The organism is Arsukibacterium sp. (genome assembly GCF_036735525.1).
Classification (GTDB): Bacteria; Pseudomonadota; Gammaproteobacteria; order Enterobacterales; family Alteromonadaceae; genus Alishewanella.
Genome location: NZ_DAINOE010000071.1, coordinates 1 through 17,316 on the forward strand (window position 1 = coordinate 1; position 17,316 = coordinate 17,316).

The 17,316-nt window shown below is 48.9% G+C and carries 15 protein-coding genes and 1 tRNA gene; 7 read left to right on the top strand and 9 right to left on the bottom strand.

All coding sequences use genetic code 11. The features are described from left to right. The first annotated feature begins 86 nt into the window (after positions 1-86). Complete coding sequence (locus tag V7D78_RS12945) at positions 87-1,676, top strand: PH domain-containing protein (RefSeq protein ID WP_333608870.1); 1,590 nt, start codon at positions 87-89, stop codon at positions 1,674-1,676. A gap of 35 nt (positions 1,677-1,711) precedes the next feature. Here the strand turns inward: V7D78_RS12945 and yjgA are convergent, their stop codons facing one another. After that, the gene (yjgA, locus tag V7D78_RS12950; protein ID WP_333608871.1) at positions 1,712-2,242 is read right to left on the bottom strand and encodes a ribosome biogenesis factor YjgA; all 531 of its coding nucleotides are present in this window, start codon (positions 2,240-2,242) and stop codon (positions 1,712-1,714) included. Positions 2,243-2,358: 116 nt separating this feature from the next. On the opposite strand from yjgA, the gene pmbA reads away from it, so the two are divergent. Continuing rightward, entirely contained in the window at positions 2,359-3,702 is a 1,344-nt protein-coding gene (gene pmbA / locus V7D78_RS12955) for a metalloprotease PmbA (protein WP_333608872.1), read from the top strand. An 89-nt stretch (positions 3,703-3,791) separates the two neighbouring features. Here pmbA and V7D78_RS12960 read toward each other — a convergent pair whose 3' ends face one another. Next, positions 3,792-5,957 (bottom strand): M3 family metallopeptidase, encoded by a 2,166-nt coding sequence (locus V7D78_RS12960; RefSeq protein ID WP_333608873.1) that lies wholly within the window; start codon positions 5,955-5,957, stop codon positions 3,792-3,794. Positions 5,958-6,137: 180 nt separating this feature from the next. Further along, a complete protein-coding gene (locus V7D78_RS12965; RefSeq protein ID WP_333608874.1) occupies positions 6,138-8,045 on the bottom strand; it encodes an ATP-binding protein in 1,908 nt (635 codons plus the stop codon). A 170-nt stretch (positions 8,046-8,215) separates the two neighbouring features. On the opposite strand from V7D78_RS12965, the gene V7D78_RS12970 reads away from it, so the two are divergent. The 3 genes from V7D78_RS12970 (at position 8,216) to V7D78_RS12980 (ending at position 11,041) form a co-directional block, all read left to right on the top strand. Beyond that, positions 8,216-8,292, top strand: a tRNA-Arg gene (locus V7D78_RS12970). 397 nt (positions 8,293-8,689) lie between these two features. Beyond that, on the top strand, positions 8,690-10,243 hold the full coding sequence (locus tag V7D78_RS12975; RefSeq protein WP_333608875.1) for a Fic family protein: 1,554 nt from the start codon (positions 8,690-8,692) through the stop codon (positions 10,241-10,243). Between the two features lie 411 nt (positions 10,244-10,654). Continuing rightward, complete coding sequence (locus V7D78_RS12980; protein ID WP_333608876.1) at positions 10,655-11,041, top strand: hypothetical protein; 387 nt, start codon at positions 10,655-10,657, stop codon at positions 11,039-11,041. A gap of 24 nt (positions 11,042-11,065) precedes the next feature. On the opposite strand, the gene V7D78_RS12985 is transcribed toward V7D78_RS12980, so the two are convergent. Beyond that, positions 11,066-11,314, bottom strand: coding sequence for a hypothetical protein (locus V7D78_RS12985; RefSeq protein ID WP_333608877.1), 249 nt, complete (start codon positions 11,312-11,314; stop codon positions 11,066-11,068). Between the two features lie 258 nt (positions 11,315-11,572). Here V7D78_RS12985 and V7D78_RS12990 point away from each other — a divergent pair, with 258 nt between their 5' ends. Continuing rightward, on the top strand, positions 11,573-13,633 hold the full coding sequence (locus V7D78_RS12990) for a S9 family peptidase (RefSeq protein WP_333608878.1): 2,061 nt from the start codon (positions 11,573-11,575) through the stop codon (positions 13,631-13,633). Positions 13,634-13,715: 82 nt separating this feature from the next. Here V7D78_RS12990 and V7D78_RS12995 read toward each other — a convergent pair whose 3' ends face one another. Further along, the gene (locus V7D78_RS12995) at positions 13,716-14,153 is read right to left on the bottom strand and encodes an OsmC family protein (RefSeq protein ID WP_333608879.1); all 438 of its coding nucleotides are present in this window, start codon (positions 14,151-14,153) and stop codon (positions 13,716-13,718) included. Positions 14,154-14,324: 171 nt separating this feature from the next. Between V7D78_RS12995 and V7D78_RS13000 the strand changes: the two genes are divergently transcribed. Continuing rightward, positions 14,325-14,954 carry a hydrolase TatD gene (locus V7D78_RS13000; protein WP_333608880.1) on the top strand — a complete coding sequence of 210 codons (630 nt, stop codon included), beginning with the start codon at positions 14,325-14,327 and terminating at the stop codon, positions 14,952-14,954. Here the strand turns inward: V7D78_RS13000 and V7D78_RS13005 are convergent. From V7D78_RS13005 to V7D78_RS13020, 4 genes are all read right to left on the bottom strand, one after another. Beyond that, the gene (locus tag V7D78_RS13005; protein ID WP_333608881.1) at positions 14,940-15,362 is read right to left on the bottom strand and encodes a hypothetical protein; all 423 of its coding nucleotides are present in this window, start codon (positions 15,360-15,362) and stop codon (positions 14,940-14,942) included. The genes V7D78_RS13000 and V7D78_RS13005 overlap by 15 nt on opposite strands. Positions 15,363-15,448: 86 nt before the next feature. Next, complete coding sequence (locus V7D78_RS13010; RefSeq protein ID WP_333608882.1) at positions 15,449-16,261, bottom strand: hypothetical protein; 813 nt, start codon at positions 16,259-16,261, stop codon at positions 15,449-15,451. A 27-nt stretch (positions 16,262-16,288) separates the two neighbouring features. Next, positions 16,289-17,074 carry an amidohydrolase family protein gene (locus V7D78_RS13015; protein ID WP_333608883.1) on the bottom strand — a complete coding sequence of 262 codons (786 nt, stop codon included), beginning with the start codon at positions 17,072-17,074 and terminating at the stop codon, positions 16,289-16,291. Between the two features lie 24 nt (positions 17,075-17,098). Next, positions 17,099-17,316 (bottom strand): hypothetical protein (locus V7D78_RS13020; RefSeq protein WP_333608884.1); only part of this gene is annotated, 218 nt, incomplete at its 5' end.

The window sequence follows — 17,316 nt, forward strand, 5'->3', positions numbered from 1 at the left end:
GCATACTTTTCTGATCCCAGGCTTGCTATTGCCGCAGGCAGAGGCTATCCGCCAGCTAATTTTGCAGCACAAGGACGGATTAGCCCATGAGTGAGCCGGGCGGCAACGCAGGCACTAATGCAGGCGCCAATGCTGGCCGTAATGCGGCATTCTTAGCGGACTTAGCGCAATGGCAACGCTTATCCCCCATTGCCTTGGTCTATTTTTGTTTGCAGCTGTTTAAGTCGATTCTGGGGAACTTAAGTTACCTGATCCCGGCTATCATTGTTTTTTATCGGGGTATCCAAAAGTATCCGGGCTACTTTGCGCTGGGGCTGGGCCTGCTGTTACTGTTTCTTGCCGTTGTTGGCATGTTGCGTTATCTGGCGTTCCGGTTTCGGGTGACTCAGGATACCGTTGAAATTCACTCCGGTGTGTTGCGAAAAAAACAGCTTAACCTGCCCTTTAACCGCATTCAGAATGTGCGTTTACTACAACCGCTGTATTACCGGCCCACTGATCATCTCAGTGTGATCTTAGATACCGCTGGCTCCAGCCAGCAGGAAGCGCAACTGGCCGCCTTGCCAAAGCAGCAGGCTGAAGCGCTACAGCAAGCTATTTACCAAGCAAAACAGCAGCAGAGCTCTACTGCTGAGCACGCTGCTGAGCATAGCCTGCAGCAAGCCGAAGTGCCGGCAGAGCAACTACTGTGCAGCCGCTCGGTGAAAGATTTAATCCTGTACGGTATCAGTAATAACAGGGTGTTGCTGTTGCTCGGTCTGGCTGCTCCCTTTTACAAGGCCATTACTGACATTGTGACTGAGCAATTACAGCGCTTTGGTCTGGATTTAAGCCACTGGTTTGACGCAACCCAGCAATCCTGGCTGTGGATAGCGCTGGCCGTGCTGGCATTAGCAATGCTGTTTATGCTGCTGATTACCTTGTTATCTATTGCTGTCTCGGTCATGAGCTATTATCAATTCCGGTTATGGCGCAGCACAGATCGTTACATCCGGCGTAGCGGTTTATTGACCCGCCATGAAATCAGTATGAAAAGCAGCAGATTGCAATGGCTGCACTTACAACAGGATTGGTTAGACAAGGTTTTTGGCCGCGTTAATGTTCGCTACGAGCAGCTTTTTTCACCGATTGCCGCAGCGCAGGGCGAGGCCGGACAAGGCAATATTATGGTGCCGGCATTGTTACCGGCCCAGGCGAGCGGGCTGCTTGACGAGGTGTATCCGGATAATCAATTAGCAACAATGACGTTCCGTCCGGTGAACTGGCGTTATTTAATGGCAGGTTTGATACTGTTTTGTGTACCCTTTTTGGCACTAAGTGGGTATTTTTACAGCACGGAACAGCCGGTATTAGCTGGCTTGAGTACAGCAGGGCTATTGCTCAGCGGTGGACTGCAGTTTATGCGTTGGCGCCGCCTGGGCTATGCGATGGATGCAGAATATTTTTATTTGCGCAGGGGCATTATCGGTATTGATTACTTTTGTGTGCCGCTACACAAACTGCAGCAGCTGGAATTGCAGCAGCATTGGTTTATGCAACGTGCCGGCTTGCGGCATCTCACCCTGGTGTATGCTGCCGGCAGTTTAACCGTACACTATATGCCGGCGGCAGAGGCAGAGGTAATGGCTAATTATGCGCTTTACCAGGCCCAAAGCAGCGGCAGAGGGTGGATGTAGCAGGGCAGTGAAACTAATAGCCCTGCTCTTGTGGTTTATTCGGTAATAATTAACGGCTTTATTAGCTGAAACAGCTCGCGGTAGTATTTAGGCGGTTGCTGTTTTTCCTGCTCTTTTTTGGCATTGCGAATAAGCTGGCGCAGTTGCTGTACATCAATGTCCGGATACTCGGCAATAAAGTCGGTGACTGCTTCGCTGTCTTTGATTAAGCGGTCGCGCCAGGTTTCTACCTTATGAAACTGCCGGGTCGCCGCCTGATTGGTGTTGCGGATCACTGCCAGCGCCTGTTCAATAGGTTCAATATCGCGATCGCGCATTAAGCGGCCAATAAACTGTATATGCCGGCGCAAGGCTTCACGCTTTTTCGCCAGCTTATCAGCTAACTCCAGGGCATCCATCAGCTCTTCGTCTAAGGGTAATTTTTGCCTGGCGGCCGGGCTTAGCGCCAATAGCTCCTCGCCTAATGCCTGTAAGGCCAGCATCTCGCGTTTAACCTGGCTTTTACTAATGTGATCTGGCTGCTCCAGCCACTTACTATCACCGTATTTAAATTCTGTTTCTGTCATGACTCTGCTTCTTTGTAAATTTATAGCCTTAGTATATCACTAAACGCACAAGGCAAGCAGCGACCTTTGTCTGACTATGATAAGCTAGCCAAATAGATTTTAAGGTAAGACTAACTATGCAACAGCAACCCAGTATTGAACAAGAAATCGCTGAAGTAAAAGCAGCCGTCAGCCAGGTGTTGGCGCATGCCAAAGCATTGGGTGCCAGCAGTGCGGAAGCCGCCATGAGCCGTACCCGGGGCTTGAGTGTCGAAACCCGTCACGGCGAGGTAGAAACCGTTGAATTTAATCAGGATGGCGGCCTTGGTATCAGTTTATATTTTGGCCAGCGTAAAGGCTCCGCTTCTACCGCTGATTTAAGCCCACAGGCGCTGCAACGGGCGGTAGCCGCCGCTGCCGATATTGCCCGTTATACCTCAGAAGACCCGCATGCCGGCGTGGCCGAAGCCGACTGGCTGGAGTTCAGCCCACCAGATCTGGACTTATTTTATCCTGACAGCATCAGCACCGAGCAGGCAATAGCGCTCTGTGCTGGTGCCGAAGACGCCGCCTTTGCTACCGATCCGCGTATTACCAATTCAGAAGGGGCCTCTTTTTCGTCGCATCAGGGCTTAAAGGTCTATGGCAATAGTCATGGCCAGTTGGTGGGCTATCCCAGCTCACGCCATAGCTTTAGCTGTGTGGTTATTGGCGAGCAGGGTGAGGATATGCAGCGCGATTACAGTTTTACCGTGGCGCGGCAATATAGCCAGCTGTTAGATCCTAAGCAAATTGGTCGTGAAGCGGCCATTGAAACGGTGGCGCGGTTGGGTGCACGCAAAGTAGCGACTCAGAAAATACCGGTGATTTTTCGGGCCGACATTGCCAGCAGCTTATTTGGTCATCTGGTGTCTGCCATAAGTGGCGGCAGCATTTACCGTAAATCGAGTTTTTTACTGGGTAAGGTGGGGCAGCAGATCTTAGCGCCGCAGATCAGTATTGCCGAGCAGCCGCATTTAAAACAAGCGCTGGCATCCAGCCCCTTTGATAGTGAAGGCGTAAAAACCCGCGATCTGGCGGTCATTGAACAAGGCGTGTTAACGACTTATTTAACCACCAGTTATTCTGCCCGCAAGCTGGGCATGGCCAGCACCGGCCATGCTGGCGGTATTCATAACTGGTTAGTCAGCCACGGCAATGACGATTTAGCGGCCTTGTGCCGGCAAATGGGTAAGGGCTTGCTGGTGACCGAACTAATGGGGCAGGGCGTGAATACCGTGACCGGCGATTACTCGCGCGGTGCCAGTGGTTTTTGGGTGGAGCATGGCGAAATCCAGTTCCCGGTGGCCGAAGTCACCATTGCCGGAAATCTGGCAGATATGCTGTTGAATATTGTTGCCATCGGTAATGATGTCGACAAGCGCGGCGGGGTGTTAACCGGCTCGGTGTTGATAGGACAGATGCAGCTGGCGGGTGATTAACACTTCAAGTTTTTCCGTTAGCATAATAAAAAACCCCGCTTTTTAGCGGGGTTTTTGTTTAGCTAGGCTCAGGTAGCTAAGCGCTGCTTTTAATCTACTTTGGTTTTTAAACCGCGGCGGATTAGCAGGCCATCAGTGCTTGGATCCTGGCCGCGGAAGGCGCGGTAAGAATCCATGGTGGGGCGGGTGTTGCCCACTTCCAGAATGTTTTTGCGGTAATGATCACCGTTTTCGCGGGTTAAACCACCACGGGATTGCACGTAGGCAAAGGCATCAGCGGCCAGAATTTCGCTCCACATATAGGCATAGTAACCGGCTGAGTAACCGCCACCCATAGAGTGTGAGAAGAAATTAGACTTGTAGCGTGGTGGTACTGCCGCTAAATCGACACCGTGTTTTTTCAGTGCGGCCGCTTCAAAGGCTGCCGGATCTTGCAGTGGCTCATCAGCGCTTAATGAGTGCCATTCCATATCCAGTAAGGCTGCAGACATATATTCCAGCGTATCAAAACCCTGGTTAAAGCTGCGTGAGCGGATGACTTTTTCCAGTAATTCAGCCGGGATAGCCTCACCCGTTTTGTAGTGACGGGCGTAGTTGCCGATAATGTCCGGATGGTGCGCCCAGTCTTCTTCAAAGGTAGAAGGGAACTCGACAAAGTCGCGCGATACCGAGGTGCCCGCTAAGGTAGGGTATTTCACATTAGAGAACATGCCGTGAATACCATGACCAATCTCGTGGAAAATAGTCGTGGTATGGTCAAAGCTGATTAACGTCGGCTCGCCAGCGGGGGCTTTAGGAATGTTCATCACATTCACTACTACAGGTTTGTTTTCCAGCAGATGTGACTGGCCAACAAAAGAGCTCATCCAGGCGCCACCACGTTTGCCTTCACGGGCAAAGTAATCGGCATAGAAAATAGCCAGGCTGCTGCCATCGGCGTCAAATACTTCATAGGCTTCTACATCCGGGTGATATACCGGTAAATCTGGCCGTGGTTCAAAACGGATGCCATAAAAACGGTTCATGGTATAAAACACGCCGTCTTTTAATACCCGGTTAAATTCGAAATATTCTTTTACTTCGTTCTCGTCAAGATCGTATTTCGCCTGACGCACAAACTCGGCATAGTATTCCCAATCCCAGGGTTGTACTTCAAATTCGCCGCCGCGCTCTTTTACCATGGCCTGAATAGCCGCCTGCTCTTGCTTAGTATTAGCAATAACGGCTGGTACCATGCTGCCCAGCATATCAAATACCGCTTGTGGCGTTTTCGCCATTTGCGCTTCTAAGCCATAGCTGGCCCAGTTGTCATAACCTAATAAGCGCGCACGCTCAGCCCGCAGTTGTGCTAAACGGGCTACAATTTGGGTATTGTCATTCTCACCCGAGGTAGCACGATACGCTGATGCTTCCCACACGCGCTGGCGTAACTCACGGTTATTAAGTGAGGTTAAAATTGGCTGGCGCGTGGTATTAGTAATGTTCAGCTGATATTTGCCTTCATGGCCTGCAGCAGAAGCGGCATTAGCCGCAGCAGTAATTTGCGACGCTGATAAGCCATCCAGTTGTGCTTCGTCATCGACCAGAACGGCAATGCGACGGGTTTCTGCCAGCAAGTTCTGGCCAAACTTTGTGGTCAGTGTGGAGTGTTCTTCGTTCAGTGCGCGAATAGCGGTTTTTTGCTCTTCAGTCAGTTCGGCACCTGAGCGCACAAAACGCTCATAATACACTTCGACTAAACGCAGTGACTCGGCATCCAGCTGCAACTCATTGCGGTTGTCATAGACTTTTTTGATACGGGCAAACAGCTGTGGGTTCAGGTTGATATTATCTGAATGCACGGCCATTTTTGGTGCCAGCTCAGTTTGCAGTTTGCGCCGGGCTTCGTTGCTGTCTGTACCCACCAGGTTATAAAACACCCGTGATACTCGGGTCAGCATGTCGCCGCTTTTTTCCATCGCCACAAAGGTATTGTCAAAAGTGGCCGGTTCCGGGTTAGTGGCAATGGCTTCAATTTCGGCCATGTGGCGCTTGATGCCTTCTTCAAAGGCAGGCATAAAGTGCTCATCCTGAATCACAGCAAAATTAGGCGCTTGATATTGCAGGCTGCTAGGCTGGAAAAAGGGGTTGCTCATAGTTACCTCGCTGCTGCTACTGGCGCTGCTGCCGGCGACCTGAGTTGGGGCGGTATTGTCAGAGCAGGCGCTCAGGGCTAGTAAGGCGCCAATGGCAGATGCCAGTATTGTTTTACGCATAATTGGGGTCTCCGTGGATTAAGGGCCGGTATTCACCGGTTATTGTTATTGCATACAACCTGAACTCTGCAGGTTGTATGTAGTTTAGTATGCCAAAAAGCAGGAAACATTGCTTGGCTTTGCAGTCAATAGCCAACAAAGTAAGACAAATGCCGCGCTAGCGCAACCTTTGGCACTGCCTTAGGGCGCTGGCTGCTGCGGCAGTTCAAAATAAAAGCAACTGCCTTGCTGCTGACGCTGATAGCCAATACTGCCATGCATTTTTGTCATGATTTCCTTACAAATGGCCAATCCCAGACCGGTACCAGCATGGGAGCGGTTATCAGCGCTGTCGGCTTGGGCAAAACGGGTAAATAAGCGTGGTACAAAGTCATGTTCAACACCGGGCCCCTGATCTAATACACATATTCGGATATCTCGGTCCAGCGGCTGAAACAGCAGGATGATGGCGCTTTCGCTTGGTGAAAATTTAATGGCATTAGAGATCAGGTTAAGACACACCTGACGCAACCGCTGCTCATCTGCCAGCACCCAATAATCTTGCTCATTGTGTTGCAGCGTAATTTGTCTGGGGTAGGCGACGCTTTGCATCTGGGTCTGGCATTGCTGCAGTAATCTGGTCAGGTTGAGTGGTTTTAAATCAAAGCGGGCATGGCCACCACTGAGTTTTTCAATGTCTAATAAATCGTTAATCAACTGATGCAGCTGGGTACAATTATTATGCGCCAATTGCAGCATTTTATGCTGTGACGGGGTGAGCTGCCCCAAAGCGCCGCCAACCGCTAAACCCAAGGCACCGCTGATAGCGGTTAAAGGTGTGCGCAGCTCGTGGCTGACGGTTGCCACAAATTCGTTTTTTAAGCGCTCTTCTTTTTTACGCTCGGTAATGTCACGCAGCAGTAATAGCTGGCGGTGCTGCTGGTTGATATTGAGTGTGCTGCGCGCCAACAACAAGCTGAAGCTACTGCCATTATGGCGCAGCCCCTGACTTTCTACTTCTTTATCGGCACTGGACGTCGCGCTATATAATTGCTTCACTTGCTCTGGTACCGCCAGTAAACTGGACCAGTGCAAACCGGGCAAGCTATCAGCCGGATAGCCAAACAGTCGGTAGCAGGCGAGGTTAGCGGTTTCAATAATGCCATTTTCATCCGTAGTAATAATGGCATCCATCACATTGTCATTGACCGATCGCAGATAGGCTTCACTGGCAGTAATTTGCTGTGCCGCGCGTTTAAGTTGCTGATTAGAATAAAATAACCAGCCGAGCAATGACAAAAACAGCAGCGTCAGGCTGTACATCAGGGCACGTAATGGCGCACTGCGACCGGTCAGGTTGTGTTCCGAGCGCAGCGCCAGCTGCCAGTCTGCGCCACGCAGTGAAATATTTAACACCAGGCTACCATCATAAAATAGCTGGTTATCCCCATAAAAGCTGTCGCTGAATTGTTGCGCGCTCAGCTTGCTGCGCAAAGCCAGTTTAACTTGTTGCTCTTGTGCCTCTTGATTCAGCTGCTGCCAAATAGGGTCAATATTAATGACGGTGCTGATAATGCCCCAGTACTGATTGTCATTCATAAACAGCGGAAAGCGATAAATAAAGGCGGTACCCCCCTGTACCAACTGAATAGGCCCGGCTAACCGGGCCCGGCGCTGCTGAATAATATCGGCAATCACCGGCCATTGTTCAACGATATCGGGGTAGTAGAGGTTGAGGGCTTGCTCATTACCTTGTAGCGGATAAACGTATTGCAAGCGGTTTCCGGGAGCGATACCGATATTGCGAATGTGCCGCGCTTGTTGCACCAGGCCGGGTAGCAAAATGTCCAGTTCTGCATCGCGCAGTACTCCACTGTTGGCCTGAATATAAGACGCCAAACCCATGGTCAGGTAAAGAGGCACATTAAGCTCTGACTCTAGCATAGCGCGCAGCCGCCCGGCGGTCGCTAGCTCCTGTTGCCATTGTTGACTGCTAGCCAGTTGCTGTTCATGCTTTACCAGCAATTCAATGCCAAATAACGCTAATACGCCTAAAAGCAGCAACATCAGCCAGTGCCAGGCTGCCAGTAAGGGCAAACGAAGGGTCATGAAATGCAATCAGCCTGATAGCGAAGGGGTCATTTATTTACTGTATAACCTGCGGCTTTGGCAAGCAAATGCTATTTTTGATGCCGTTTGCCGAAAAAACGCACTGTCTGGCAATAGACTTGGCAGCAAAGCCTGTCTATAATGCGCGCTCGCACCAAGGTGCGAAGGTTGCACCCATAGCTCAGCTGGATAGAGCGCTGCCCTCCGGAGGCAGAGGTCTCAGGTTCGAATCCTGATGGGTGCGCCAAAACAACAAACCGCCACTTCGGCGGTTTTTTGTTTTGTGGCACCTAATCGGATGAGAACCTGTGTTCGACAAAGCTGCAGGACAGTCCGAGTAATCCTGATAGGTGCGCCATATAAATCAACAGCTTAGATGTGGCTAAAGTGGTTTTTTATGCCTTGTGACCATGCCGCAAGCAAATCAAATTTGCTATAAGAAATTTCCCTTATTTACACCTGTCGAGTTTCTAGCATTTAAGCATTTCAATATAGCTCGACTAAGCTAAGAAGCAAATTTGTAAGTAAAACTGTGTATTTTAAGTGAAACGAGAGGCTTGTAAGTGGAATGGTAAGTTTGTAAGTGTTACTCTGAATATATAAGTGTTTTATCTTTAATGATAACTAACAAGGTATTCTTACAGATGAGTCCAATAGGGTACACCTACCTGAACCAGTATTACAAATTACTGCTTCCAAAGCTGAATGTCGAGGTCTTTTCAGATAAATCAGTTTCCGTCGAGAGCCTGGTGGATTTTGGTTCATCTAAAAGAAGAGTTATACCTGCTTCAAGAAAAATTCCTGACTCACCCTATGAGCATATGTGTGCTGCCATTAAATACCAAGGTATTCGACTTCATTTTTTTGCTGCGATATTCAAAGTCATTGATGTAAATGAATTTGCAGATTTCATTCAAGCATCACCACAATCAAAATATAACAGAGTGTTGTGGTTTTTGTTCGAATGGTTGACTGACTCAGAGCTACCCATACCCGCATTGACCAGTGGGAACTACATAACGCTGTTTGATGATGCGTTTTACTATACTTTACAAGACGGCATTCGGAACAAAAGAATGCGTGTTCTAAACAATGCAATAGGTACCAAAGACTACTGTCCAACGGTACGAAAAACAAAGCCAATTAATAAAATTGCTGGTATTGATGTTTATGAAACGGCTTATTCCAGGATGCAATCGCTGGGGGATGTACTATCAACCGACATTCTGGGACGCTCTATAAATTATCTCTATACTAAAGAGACTAAATCATCGACTGAAATTGAAAACGAACGCCCTGATAAACAGAGAATGCAGCGGTTTTTGAATGCAATCAAAAATGTCGGTCTGTTTGAGCTAAATAAAGAAAAACTGATTGATATCCAAAATCAGATCGTCGAAGAGCGGGTTAAAGCTAACGATTACAGAACGGATGAAATCTATGTTGGCAGCACGATCCAACGGTATAACATCGTTGATGAAGATGTGCATTACATAGGCCCAATGGCTAAACACGTACCTGGAATGATGGCTGGGCTGTTAGCTACGCATGAAAACCTGATGTTAGACAGAGCTATGCCTGCCCTGATCCATGCTTGCATCATTTCGTTTGGTGAAGTTTATATTCATCCTTTTATTGATGGCAATGGCAGATTGCATCGTTATCTGATCCATGACGTGATGAAACAGCGTGAGGCGAAACACAAGTTTATTATTCCTGTTTCTGCGGCAATTTTAAGAAATCCGGAAAAGTATGATCAGGTACTGGAGAGTATTTCAAGGCCGATTCTATTGATGATTGATTATTCCTTTTCGGATGACGCAAAGATCATGATTAACAATGACATCGATTACATGTATCGCTACCCGGATTTTACCGAGCATGTGAAATTTGTCTACGACATGATGGAAACTGCAGTTTCTTCAGAGCTCATCGAAGAGGTCTGCCTGATTATCTGTTTTGATACCCTAAAAGACCATATTAATAGCACCTTCGATATTGCGAACAAAAATATCGATGTGCTGATCTCACTGCTGCTAAGCAATGGCGGAACCTTATCTAAAAGCAAACAGAGCTATGTGCAGCAGTTTATTGAGCTTAAACACTTACCCGGAATTGAGACTGTCGCAAAAGGTATTATTGAGAAAATTATGTCCCAATTCTCTGTAAACATACCCGAGCTTATGAATCGTAAGTAACGTGTGGCTATATACGCTTTAGAGTAATATTTCTTAATTTACGCTATAGCGTATGTTGCAGGGAGTGTTTTTGAACAGCTTCAGCTGGCCCGTTAGGGCGAGGGCAGGACAGCCCGAGATACAAAAACGCCGGGAGTGTTTTTGAACAGCTTCAGCTGGCCCGTTAGGGCGAGGGCAGGACAGCCCGAGTAATCCTGATGGGTGCGCCAAAACAAACAACCGCCACTTCGGCGGTTTTTTGTTTTGTTGCACCTTATCGGATCAGATTTGATAGTAACTTCTGCTCGTCTACATTAATGCCAAATATATTCGCTCGGCCAGGTTACGCCTTCAAATGCATTTTAAATTGATGAACTTGTGCGTACTGATAAATTAGCTCATGCTTAGCAAGCCACAAACAAGGGAGCGCCAATGAAAACGCTAATTGTCATAGTTTTTCTGAGCCTATGTTGTGGGTTGAGCGCTGCCCAGCCCACTATTAACTGGGCGTTTATTGCAGAGGGGGAGGCCCGGGCAGAGCAGTGGGTTAATGCCTTAACAGTGGACGAAATGTTAGCGTTGGGCAGAATGAGGCAACAACCGGCAGAACTGGAGCTTGTTCGCGCTTTTTACCCTTATTTGTTACCAGAAGGGTTTTTTAATCGCAATATTGAGCTCACCTGCTACCCGGCTTTTGTGGCCTTCCAACAACAAAGGGATCCGCAAAGCTTTAACCGCTGGCAGCAATGTATCAGAGAGCTGTGGCGCGATGCACCTCCAGCGCTGATAGCACAGGCGCTGCAGCAGCTTAAACCCTGACGGTTAACTGCACTGCGCCACGGCCTATAACCACCACAAAAACAACAGCAAAGCCAGTGCTAATCCAGCAAAAATCCAACCCATTCTCCGGAGATCGGCAGTGATTACCGCTTTTTGCCGCAGCAGATCTCTTAGCTCTGCGCTATCAAGGGTGCCGCAATCGAGGCATGTCGCCTTAATATGGTGATTATACAAACGGCCACAACGTTTGCAGGGGCTTTTCTGGCGCATTTCACGCGCCCAGCGCAGCCGATCTTCTATATAAAAAGGCATCTTTTACTATCCATGGTTCAGATTAATCATCTTTTACGGTAGTTTGGTACTGCTATATGGGTGCTTAGCTATTTTATGCGGTAGTGTAATGCCGTTTTGCTTTACTGTAACTGGATCAAAGCATGCAAAGAGGCAAAGTTGCCATTTATCGAAGCCGGTGGCATTCATATCGCAGGTTAGCGCGACAGCCTGCCGACTTGTGCTAGCATGAACAGGCAAGGTTACCCTATAACTAAAAACAACCCTGGAGTCTTTTTGATGCGTACACTGCAGATACTGCTGTTGCTCTGTTTGTTGCCTGGCCTGTTTTTCGCCAGTGCCAGCAGCGCCAGCGAAAACCCCGATCTTCACCTTAGCAAGGACCGCAGCCTAAGCGTAGAGCGCTTGTGGCAATTTCAACGTATTGGCAACCCCGTTGTGTCGCCAGACGGCAAGCTGATTGTCGCGTCGGTTACCGGCTATGATGTCGCCGCCGATAAAGCCAATGGCCGGCTGTGGCTGTTTAGTGCCGATGGCAAACAACAACGGCCACTGACGGCGGAAGGCCTGCGCGCCAGCGAGCCGACCTTTTCGCCGGACGGCAACACTCTGGCGTTTATCAGCCAGCGTGACAAAGATGACGCCGGCCAGATTTACCTGCTGCCGATGCAGGGCCCGGGCGAAGCGCGCCGCTTAACAGAAGTGCCCACCGGTGTTTATGGTATTAAGTGGGTGGGCCAGCATCTGTATTTTATCAGCCGGGTCTGGCCAGATAAAAACTGGGATGAGATGAAAGCCCAGCTTAAAACCAATAAAGACAGCAAGATGTCAGGCCGGCAGTGGAATGCCCTACCTTACTCGCATTTTGACCACTGGATAGACGAAAGCCGCCAGGCACATGTGTATCGTATTGCCGCCAGCGGCGGTGAGGTGCAGCCGGTAACCCAGCCTTTTGGCCGTGAGTTACCCCGCTCCAGTCAAAGTGCCGGCAGCTATGATATTCACCCACAAGAGCGCTACATTGCCTTTAACAGTAATGGCTGGGATAACCAGGTTGATGCCAAAATTGATGTGTTTTTAGCGCGCTTAGGTAGTACGGAAGCCATTAACCTGACGCCGGACAATCAGGCGCCTGACAGCAGCCCACAATTTAGCCCAGATGGCAAAAGCCTGGCCTTTAGCCAGCAGCGTATTCACGGTTTTTATGCCGATACCGCTAACTTAGTGGTTTACGATTTAGCACGCAACAGCAGCCGGGTGCTAACCGCCGACTGGGACCGCTCGGTCAGTAACTTTGTCTGGGCTTCCGATAGCCGTGGTTTTTACAGCAGCATTGATGATGCCGCCACTAACCGTTTGTACTTTATTGATGCGCGCAGCGGTAAGCCGCGTGCCATTACCAAAGCCACCAGCTTTGGCCAGCCCGCGCTGGCCGGCAACCGCCTGATTGCCACTAACGACAGCTTTTTATTTCCGGCACGTTTAGTCAGCATAGATCCACGCAACGGTAATACCACGCGGCTGGATAACTTTAATGATGACATTTTAAGTCAGGTAGATCTGGGTACTTACGAGTCGGTAACCTACAAAGGTGTCGAAGGCAAAGACATTCAAATGTGGGTACATTACCCGCCGGGATTTGACAAGAGCAAAAAATACCCGCTGTTTTTGCTCATTCATGGCGGCCCGCACAATGCCTTTACCGACAGCTTCAGCTACCGCTGGAACTCACAAACCTTCTCTTCCTGGGGTTATGTCAGCGCCTGGCCTAACTTTCATGGTTCAAGCGGTTTTGGCCAGGACTTTGCCGATGCCATTAATCCGGACTGGCGCACCAAGCCACTGGCCGATATTCAGGCTGCGACCCAGTGGTTTGAAAACCATAGCTGGATAGACACCGATCGTATGGTGGCCGGTGGTGCCAGCTATGGCGGTTATTTAACCTCAATTTTGCTGGGTACCGAGCACCCGTTTAAAGCGCTGCTTATTCATGCCGCCGTGTACAATATTTACTCGCAAATGGCCGCCGATTTTGCCGTGCATTCCACCCGTTTCGGCGGTTACTGGGAAAACCCAGAGATCTACAAAGCGATCTCACCGCATTATTTTGCCGGCAACTTTAATACGCCTACGCTGGTCATTCATGGTCAGCTGGATTACCGGGTACCGGTAGGGCAGGGCTTTGAGTTATTCCGTACCCTGCAAATGCGTGGTGTAGAATCGCGGATGATTTACTTCCCGGATGAAAACCACTGGATCTTAAAACCGAATAACTCGATTTATTGGTACAACCAGGTAAAAGACTGGATGACCAAATTTGCTGAGCCGGGCGCGAAATAAACTTTGCTTGGTAACAAAAAAGCGTGATGCCTGGCATCACGCTTTTTTTTGCTTAACACGTGTCAGGCCCTTAGGCCATACCTTAAACCAGGCTATGCACCACCCGGGTGCCATGACTTAGGTTGTCATGCAGCGGGCAGCGGCGACACACTTCGTCTAAAAAGGCTTGTTTTTGCTCGTCGCTTAAATCGGCGTCAATCTCAGCGCTGATGCGGATCTCGGTAAAGCCCACTCTGTCGTCTGTCTCCTTACCTAGTAAACCCGCCGGATTGTAATCGCCTTCAACTGTAACCTGCATACTGCGCATGGAGATTTTTTGCTGAAAAGCGGCAATTCGGCCAATAGTGCCAATACAGCCACCAATGGCAAATAACATCATTTGCAGCGGTGTCGGGCCGGTGCCGCTGCCTTTGGCCGCTACTGGCTGGTCAATCATTACCTTGTGGCCATCTATGCTGCTGCTAATGGCAAAGCCATCATTCATGCTGGCGTTTACTGTGGCAGTTTTTAGGTTACTCATGCGATGATTCCTTATGAATTAGGTTGTGCTAATCTACCTCAACAGCATAGTACTTTTAAGTAGGACACTGGCTGAGCTGGATCAAGCTTTGCACCGGAAACTGTCTTTACTTCTTTTGTGGCCAGGAACCAAGTACAGTGATGTCGTCGTGAAGTTATAGCCGGAGGCACAGTGATAAACCAATACCGTTATAGTGAGCAGCAGCGCTTAACGCTGCAATGTGGCCCGGCCTTGCCGGCGGCGCAATCTTTGCTGCAACTGGCGGGCCAGCAGCAGTTGTTGGCCCAGTTAGCCGCAGAGCCGACAGCGCAGCAACTGCTGGTTGCCACGGAGCAGGCGTATCAGGCCGGTTATGAGCAGCAGGCCTCTACCGAGTTTGAATTGCAGGGGCTGGCTATTGCCGGCGTGGGTGATCCTTTGTTGCATGTTGAGTTGTTAACTCAGTTGCTGCCGGCTTTTAAAAACCAGCGTCATGGTGTACCGGTTACGCTGGTTAGTTATGGCCTGGTATCACCTGCTGCCGCGCCGGCACTTTGTCAGCAGCTGATTGAACTGGGAGTAGAAAAGCTGGAGTTATATTTGCCGGCCACTAATCCGCCAGCCTATCAGCAGGCGGTACAGCCAACACAGTATGGTTTTAGTGAGCTGTGTCAGTTTATTCATACCGCCAGTGAGGCGGGTTTATTCGTCAGCTGCTTTGCCTTTGCGCCTTGCCGCCAGGCGGCAGAATTACGTGCGCTGGCGCGTGAACTAGGCGCACGGGCTTTTATGGTTAAAGACCAGGGGTTATCCAGTTCTTAACAGGCTTTGGCAGTGAGTGCTAAAGCCCACACTGGCTAGCCAGGCAAAGGCGTCTTGTTCGTTAGGGTAAACCCGTTTTTCAAAGTGTGCTGTGCAGTTAATAATCATTTTATCCAGCTGGTATTGTTTTACCATACTCGGGCAATATACCTGGGCAGCATAACGCAGCCCGTTGGCCAGGCACCAGGCCACTAACTCCTGCACCACCGGCTCAATTTCCGGCACGCCTAGCTGCCAGTCATCTAAATAAACGATATGCGCCCAGTCGCTGCCCGCTAGCGGCAAGGCTAAAGCCTTAAATTGTGCGGCATAGTCTTCGGCTGTATAGCGGTTCCAACAACCTCTGGCTTTGGCCAGTATCACCCGCTGCTCATGCCATAACTCAAATTTTGGAGTCGGTTGGTGCATGCTCTTTGTCCGCTCGGTTGGATATTTAAGCATAGTTGGGTATTCAGGCTGTGTCACTTGATCTGGCGCATAAGTTTTGTCAATGTTTAACTACTGGCTGAGCTATGGTGTTTTACCCTAGTGTGGTAAAGCTTATCGAGCGCTTCTTGTATGGTCATGTCTTCGTTTTCGCTCAGGTAACGCTCTACCTGTTTGTGCACAAAAATGACTGCCTGCTTGTGCTGTTTGGAAAAATCCGCACAGCGTTTTTTCAGCTCTTTGGCAAAGTCTCTGGCGGTCACTGCTTTGTGAATGGCCTTAATCGCCAACTCAAAGCTGTTGTCGTTATCGGCCACGAAGTCTTTTAAGGTGTTTTTAGGAATGCGATAGGCCTTGCTGGCAAATTCAAGCGCTTCCCGAAACGTGCTGAACTGTTCGCCAAATACATCAAAACACAGCGGCGTCTGATCTTGTACCTTTTGTTGCAGCCCGGCCGCTTCATAGTCAAAGCCCACATAGCCCAGCCGCTCGGTTGTTTCAGCACCCAGCTTTAACCCTGCTGCAATGCTGTGGCGCAGGCTAAAATCCAGCTCAGTCAGCTCAGCGTCAGTCCACATTTCATAAATGGTCAGGGCTTTGGCATACTTTTTTGCCAGCTTGTCTTTAGCAAACACCCGCCGTTCTTCTAAAGTGGCTGCTTTGCAGGGGGTTAAATGCTCATGGCATTCATGGCAGCTGGGTATTTTTAAAAACTCCGCCGCTTGGCGGGTCGCCAGGTAAAACTCGACATACTTTACCGGTGGGGCATGGTCATGCGCAGTGGCAATACAGCCACAGTAAAAGCAGGTGTTAAAGCTACTGCTGTAGATGGGGACTAATAGGTGGTAGTGGGTGTCTGCAGACATGGCGCCTTCTTTCATTAAGAAACACCCTCCAAATTCAATTTTTTAAAACCCTTTTGGGTTTCTTAAAAATGACCACACTACTTTTAGTGTAAAAGCGTGGCTCAGTGAGACTTGCTTTGAATGCCGTTTCAATTCATAAATTTGCTTGGAATCATAGACATAATCTCCTTGAAAAACCATATTAATATCCGAACTGGCTCTGATATCAACAAGGGGATTGGCATTTAGCAGCACCATATCCGCTACTTTTCCTAAACTAATTGAGCCGATTTTGTCATCAATACCAAAGTAAACGGCATTATTGATTGTTGCAGCCTGCAGCACACCATAAGTATCAATGCCTGCTTTGTAAAGCTCATGCAGCTCTTCATGGATACTGAAACCTGGTATGACATAAGTATCATAGGTATCTGTACCGGCTAAAATTAAAGCGCCGCTCTGATATGCCTTACCTATGGTGTAAGCAGCTTTTTCGTAAAAGGCTTTGAACACTTCAATATCTTGCTGGCCATTTAGCTTTGCGGACATAGCATCGATATCCTCCTGCCATTCCATTTCAAACAAGAAGTGAGCGTAGTCTATGCCAGAGATCTCATTCTTCTTTCCGGCCAATGAATAATAGTCGTTTCGCCTCGTGAGTAATGTCGGTGAGATGGCAACCTCACTCTTCGCTACAATGTCATATTTTTTTTCGCACTTCTGTTCATCATATGTTTGCAACAACAATCTGTAGAGGTCACTCAGCGGCAGATCCCAATGCTTTCCTTGGAGCAGCTCATCTGATAACGTCGAACATTCATAAAGAAAGAATCTGGCATGAGCAAACAAATCTTGCCCGGCAGCAATTGATGCTTACAGAGTCAATTTTCTGGGTTTATGTCCTGAAATCTTAAAGCCCTCTACTTTAGCCTGGCTGACTAGCTCACGGTAAACCTCTGGCTCTAACCAGTTATACACTTTTATAGAGTAAGGCTTTAATTCGCTTTCAAAAGCTGCATAATGTTCAATCAGTTGCCTAAATAACTGTTCCAAACAGTAGATCACCAAAACGAAGGAACTCAATGCGGTTT